The 3,876-nt window shown below is 68.7% G+C and carries 2 protein-coding genes; one reads left to right on the top strand and one right to left on the bottom strand.

Annotated elements, in window-relative coordinates; all coding sequences use genetic code 11:
• Positions 1–220: 220 nt before the first annotated feature.
• On the top strand, positions 221–1,792 hold the full coding sequence (locus MKK69_RS23610) for a SpoVR family protein (protein ID WP_243971903.1): 1,572 nt from the start codon (positions 221–223) through the stop codon (positions 1,790–1,792).
• Between the two features lie 22 nt (positions 1,793–1,814).
• Here MKK69_RS23610 and MKK69_RS23605 read toward each other — a convergent pair whose 3' ends face one another.
• Positions 1,815–3,386: an alkaline phosphatase D family protein gene (locus tag MKK69_RS23605; protein ID WP_243971901.1), complete on the bottom strand. Its 1,572-nt coding sequence runs from the start codon at positions 3,384–3,386 to the stop codon at positions 1,815–1,817.
• Between the last annotated feature and the right edge of the window lie 490 nt (positions 3,387–3,876).

Below are 3,876 nucleotides of genomic sequence, written 5' to 3'. Positions count from 1 at the left end.
CCCCCCTCTGCGGGGGAGGGTGCCCCCCGAAGGGGGTCGGGAGAGGGGAGCCCGGCTTCCGGAAGGGGCGCAGCTCTCGTGTAGGCCAGAGCTTCGTTCTGCACCCTCGCTCCCCTCTCCCGACCCCTGCTGACGCAGGGGCCACCCTCCCCCGCAGAGAGGGGAGGGAGCTCCCGTCCCGCGCCGGTGCGGGGCACGGTCCGAAGACACCGGAGGCCGCATGACGCTCGTCAAGGCACGGACGCCCCAGATCATCTCCGGTGGCCAGAAACCCCTGTTCACCGGCAACGACTGGGACTTCGACACCATCCGGCGGATCCACGACGCCTGTGAGGCGGTGGCCGGGCCGCAACTCGGCCTGTCCTGGTATCCGAACCAGATCGAGATCATCACGGCCGAGCAGATGCTCGACGCCTACGCGTCGATCGGCATGCCGCTGTTCTACAAGCACTGGTCGTTCGGCAAGCACTTCGCCCAGCACGAGGCCGGCTATCGCCGGGGCCTGATGGGGCTCGCCTACGAGATCGTCATCAATTCCGATCCGTGCATCTCCTACGTGATGGAGGAGAACACGGCGACCATGCAGACGCTGGTCATCGCCCACGCGGCCTTCGGCCACAACCACTTCTTCAAGAACAACTACCTGTTCCGGCAATGGACGGATGCCGAAGGGATCTTGGATTACCTCGACTTCGCCAAGGGCTTCATCACCCGCTGCGAGGAGCGCTACGGCCACCAGGCGGTCGAGCAGATGCTCGACGCCGCCCACGCGCTGATGAGCCAGGGCGTCCACCGCTATCCGCGCAAGAAGCGGCCGGACCTCGCCTCGGAGCAGCGGCGGGAGCGTGAGCGGATCGAGCACGGCGAGCAGATCTACAACGACCTGTGGCGGACCCTGCCGCAGAAGGTCGGCGCGGTGCGGCCGGACCTGGTCGCCGAGCGGCGCAAGGCCCTGCTCGAACTGCCGCAGGAGAATATTCTCTACTTCCTGGAGAAGGTCGCCCCCCGGCTGCGCCCTTGGCAGCGCGAGATCCTGCGGATCGTCCGCCTCGTCGCGCAGTATTTCTACCCGCAGCGCCAGACCAAGGTGATGAACGAGGGTTGCGCCACCTACGTCCATTACCGGATCATGAACGCGCTCTCGGCGCAGGGTCAGATCGGCGAGGCCGCCTATCTGGAGTTCCTCCAGTCGCACACCAACGTCATCCGGCAGCCGAACTACGACGACCGCTCGTATGGCGGCCACAACCCCTACGCGATCGGCTTCGCGATGATGCAGGACATCGCCCGGATCGTGGAGCAGCCCACCGACGAGGACCGGGACTGGTTCCCCGAGATCGCCGGCACCGGCGATCCGATGGCGGTTTTGCGCGACTGCTGGGAGAATTACCGCGACGAGAGCTTCATCCAGCAGTTCCTGTCGCCCAAGCTGATGCGCGACCTGCGCCTGTTCCACGTGGTCGACGACCCGGAGGAGCCGGAACTGCGGGTGGAGGCGATCCACGACGAGCGCGGCTACCGCAAGATGCGCCGGTCCTTCGCCCGCCAGTACGACGTCGCGTGGCTCGATCCCGACATCGAGGTGGTGGACGTGGATCTCGAGGGCGACCGGCGCCTGATCCTGCACCACAAGGCGATCAACAAGATCACCCTGCAGAAGGAGGACGCCAAGCGCGTGCTCCAGCACCTCGCCGACCTCTGGGGCTACGACGTGGTGCTCAAGGAGGTCGAGCCGGCCACCGGCACGGTGCTCGGCGAGATCACCGCCAGCGCGCGGCCGATCTTCTTCTGATCGCGTCCCGCGCGGGGCACCGTCACGCCTTCGCGGGATCCAGGGTGACGTGCCAGAGGTCGGTGTCGGCCGCGTCCTTCAGCGTCACGGTCATCTGCTCGGTGGCGCCGTCGACCGCCACATGGCCGAAGAACTGGTAGCCCGCGGCCGGCGACAGGTTGACCTGCCCCTTGTCGGGCGCCTTCACGAAGCGCAGCTGCGGGCCGAACGTGTCGTCGAGGGCGTTTGGGCCGAAGGTGCCGGCGTGCAGCGGCCCGGAGACGAACTCCCAGAACGGGTCGAAATCCTGAAACTGCGCCTTGCCGGGGTCGTAGTAATGCGCCGCCGTGTAGTGCACGTCGGCCGTGAGCCAGACGGTGTTGCGGATCCCGGCGCTCTTGATGAAGCGCAACAGGTCGGCGATCTCCAATTCGCGCCCGAGGGGCGGTCCGTCGCCCTGCGCCACCGCCTCCGAACCGAAATTGCGGTCGACGTCGTAGGTCACCACGAGGCCCAGCGGCATGTCGGCGGCGATCACCTTCCAGGTGGCGCGCGAATCGAGCAGCGCCCGCTTCAGCCACGCGATCTGCTGCGGCCCCAGGAAGTAGGCGTCGGGGCCGTATTCCGTCTGGCGATTCTCGCCGTTCGGGCCCCGGTAGGAGCGCATGTCGAGCATGAACACGTCGACCAGCGGGCCGTAGCCGATCCTGCGATAGACCCGGCCGGGCTCCGAGGGCTCGAAGCGCATCGGCATGTATTCGTGGAACGCCCGCGACGCGCGCAGCTGCAGCGCGAGCGCGTTCGGGTCGGTGTATTTCTTCTTCAGATGCTCGGCCCGGGTCAGGGGCTCGCCCGGCCACCAGTTGTTGGTGACCTCGTGGTCGTCCCATTGCGCCAGGATCGGCACGGCGGCGTTCATGGCCAGCACGTTCCGGTCGGTGAGGTTGTACTTGTGCCGGCCGCGGAATTCTTCCAGCGTCTCGGCCGGCTTGGCGACCGCCTCGGTCACCCGGTTGCGCCACAGGCTGCCATCGGGGAGCTTCACCTCGGGCTGGATCGGCCCGTCGGCGTAGATCGTGTCGCCGGAATGGATGAAGAAGTCCGGCCGGTTCTTCAGGATGGCGGAATAGATGGTCATGCCGCCGCGGGCCTCGTCGATGCCCCAGCCCTGGCCCGCCGTGTCGCCCGACCAGCAGAACGAGACCGAGCGCCGGTCCGCCGGCGCGGTGCGGAACCGCCCGACCTGGGCCGGTCCGACGATCGTCGGCGCGGCGACGTCCTGCAGGCGGACCCGGTAGAACACGTCCTGGCCCGCCGGCAGACCGGTGAGCGCCACCTTCACGGTGCCGTCGGTCTCGGGCAGTGCGTCGGCGAAGACCCCGCCGCGGATCTCGGAGAAGCGCTCGGTGGTCGCCCACTCGATGATCGCCCGGGCAGGCCGGTCGGACCGGGCCCAGACCACGGCCGAGTCGGTGCCGACATCGCCCGATTGCAGCCCGTGGCTCAGCAGTGGCCGGTCGGCGGCGCGGCTCAGGCCGGGGCGCGCGAGGCCCGAGGCCAGCCCGACCAGACCGGCGCCTCCGCTGAGAAGGATCTGGCGGCGACTTGCGGACATGAGAGGCCCTCCAACATGCGGCGGCCATCGCAGGGCGCCGCGACAGCCGGATGACGGGCCGGGAGCGCGTGGCGTGAAAGCACACACGCGCATCGGCTTTTGCCGAAACCCGGCGGCCACCCTTCGGGACGATGCTTCAGCGCGGCGGGACGCGCGTCTGCGGACCCCCGTCCGGCGCTGCAGGCAGCGAGATTTCACGTGCCCCTCCACCTCGACAGGCCGGACGTTGAACGGCTCTCCGGGGCTTTGGCGGTCGTGGCGATCCGGGTTGCCCGGGAGCGTTCGGATCGCGCGCGAGGATAGGCCTGGATCGCGTTCAGGCAGCCCTTCGCAGGACGGCGCTCCGCCGGCCCAGCCGTGAGCCGCGCGGCGCGAACGGTGCTTCTCGAGGCCGTTCCTCGCCGCGATCGAGCCGTTCACCAGGTTACGAGCTGGCGCAAGCCGCCCTGGGCGAGCGAGCCGAGCCGATGGCGTTCGTCGATCGGCTTTC

It is taken from the genome of Methylobacterium sp. J-026, assembly GCF_022829585.1.
Classification (GTDB): Bacteria; Pseudomonadota; Alphaproteobacteria; order Rhizobiales; family Beijerinckiaceae; genus Methylobacterium.
Note: the sequence above shows the minus strand (reverse complement) of the source record. Positions and strands in the feature narration are given on the sequence as shown.